This is a genomic window from Acinetobacter sp. USHLN143, assembly GCF_037145695.1.
GTDB classification, from domain to species: Bacteria; Pseudomonadota; Gammaproteobacteria; order Pseudomonadales; family Moraxellaceae; genus Acinetobacter; species Acinetobacter fasciculus.
On record NZ_JBBCWZ010000146.1, the window covers coordinates 1 to 2,530 of the forward strand.

Annotated in this window: 2 protein-coding genes; both read right to left on the reverse strand. The window is 43.6% G+C overall.

All coding sequences use genetic code 11. The annotated features are described in order from the left end of the window. Positions 1–127: 127 nt before the first annotated feature. The gene (gene hemL, locus WFH18_RS17240; protein ID WP_004729908.1) at positions 128–1,429 is read right to left on the reverse strand and encodes a glutamate-1-semialdehyde 2,1-aminomutase; all 1,302 of its coding nucleotides are present in this window, start codon (positions 1,427–1,429) and stop codon (positions 128–130) included. Positions 1,430–1,467: 38 nt separating this feature from the next. Beyond that, a complete protein-coding gene (thiE, locus tag WFH18_RS17245) occupies positions 1,468–2,088 on the reverse strand; it encodes a thiamine phosphate synthase (protein WP_004729909.1) in 621 nt (206 codons plus the stop codon). Positions 2,089–2,530: the final 442 nt, after the last annotated feature.

The window sequence follows — 2,530 nt, forward strand, 5'->3', positions numbered from 1 at the left end:
GCGCTTGACAAGACGCTGATCCAGGCCAGAGATGTTAAATTGAAGAGCATGCTCTTCAATTTAACGCAAAGTTCAGGAATTGTGTAGATACCTATGCCTTTTAGGAGAGGGTCAGGGAGAGGTCGAATTATCCTTTCATCTCAGCAAAAGTTTCTTTAGCCGCTCGAATCGTGTAAGCAATATCTTCATCACTATGCGCAGCTGAAATAAAGCCGGCTTCAAAAGCAGATGGTGCAAGGTTTACGCCACGATTTAACATGCCATGGAAGAATTTACGGAACGCATCGACATCACATTTCAGCATAGAGTCAAAACTGGTGATATCTTCCTGATCGGTAAAGTAAAGACCAAACATACCACCGACTTGTTGCGTCTTAAACGGAATACCGGCTTCATCCGCAGCAGCTTGCAAGCCAACCAGCAGTTTCTCAAGTTGCGCAGACAATTTCTCATAGAAACCTTCAGCACGTAGATGTTTAAACATCTCAATTCCGGCACGCATTGCCAGCGGATTACCTGACAATGTACCTGCTTGGTATACCTTACCCAATGGTGCAATACATTCCATCACTTCACGTTTCCCACCGAATGCACCCACTGGCAGGCCTGCACCGATGATTTTACCCAATGTGGTTAAATCCGGAGTTACGCCGTAATGTGCTTGCGCGCCACCCAGTCCAACACGAAAACCTGTCATCACTTCATCAATAATAAACACTGAACCATGCTCATCACAGACATCACGAATCGCTTGCAGGAAACCGTCAATCGGTTTCACCAGGTTCATGTTGCCTGCGACTGGCTCAACAATCACGCCGGCAATTTCTGAACCAAATTTGGCAAAACATTCTTTTAAAGTCGCAATATCGTTATACGGAAGTGTCAGCGTATGTTTAGCAAAATCTGCCGGCACGCCTGCAGACGTCGCTTCTCCTTCACCACTGGTCAATAAACCAGAACCTGCTTTTACCAATAATGAATCCGAGTGACCGTGGTAACAGCCTTCAAATTTTACAATCTTGTCACGGCCAGTATAACCACGCGCTAAACGAATCGCGGTCATGGTCGCTTCTGTACCTGAGTTGGTCATACGAACCAGCTCAATCGATGGCATGATCTCGCAGATAATGTCTGCCAGTGTGGTTTCATGAACTGTGGGCGCACCAAAGCTCAAACCGTCTACTGCGGCATCCTGAACCGCTTTAATAATCGCTGGATGCGCATGACCCAAAATCATCGGCCCCCATGAACCTACATAGTCCACATAACGTTTGCCATCGACATCATACAGATACGCACCTTGGGCTTTTTCGATAAAGACCGGCGTCCCACCGACACTATTAAATGCGCGTACAGGTGAATTGACGCCACCCGGGATATGTTTATTGGCTTGTTTGAACAATTGTTCTTGCTTTGGAGATAAGCTCATGAAGGCACTCGACTCAAAATTAAATCAATCAAAAAATTTTATGCTGTAGCTTGAAAAAGCGCAGACCATTCATCTAAACGTTCAGGAATGGCATTCATAGGAAGTCCCAATATATCACTAATCACCGCGCAATAATCCGCACCTGACTCAATGACATCCTTGGAATTTTCAACCGTTAAACCACCAATGGCACATAAAGGTACATTCAATTTCTCTTTGGCCAGTTTTAAGGTTTCAAGACCAATATTACCCGCTTCAGGTTTACTATCAGTAGCATAAATTGCTCCAAATGCCACATAATTCGCACCATCGGCAATGGCCTGTTCAGCCAGCTCAAGTGAGTTATTACAGCTACGGCCAATCAACACGCCTTTAGGCAAACGCGCAACAGCGTCGACAATCGAACCATCATCCTGGCCTAAATGCACACCCACGCCGTATTTAACCGCCATTTCCAGATCATCATTAATCACGAAAGGTACAGCATATTCAGCACACATGGCTTTCATATACTCGATTTCGTAAATTTGATCTTCTTTCGCCACTTTTTTACGGCGATATTGCAAGACCGCAACACCACCATTGGCCATTGCACCTTCCAACTTCGCCAATAAAAGCTCTAATGGATCATCATTGGTAATTAAATATAAACCGCGCATCTTGCTCGCCACTTGCTAGGATGGCTCTATTATAGGCATAACTCGGTTTAATTGCCGCCATCTTGCTGTTTCTGAGACCAGGTAGCAACAGATTTGCAGTTTTTTAGCACAATTTATCAATTAAATCGTAAATATCACCATTTTCAGGGATATACGGACTTTCAAATCTGCGTTTTAATGGCCTTATAACAATAATTATAACGTGTTAATGCTTACGCCCTCCGACAAACGCTTTTAGGATTTTGCAGATAACTTGGTGGAGAAGTTGCAAAATTCTAAGAGCGATTTTTTTGTCTTTTTTTCGCCTGGCTCAAGCGTACTCAAATTAATTAATATAGGACTTACGCATTGACGGATTCAAAAAAGTATTACAATAGTTTATAACGTATCTGTGATCAGACGAACTAAACATGCTTCTACAGCAACTTGTACATTACCCATT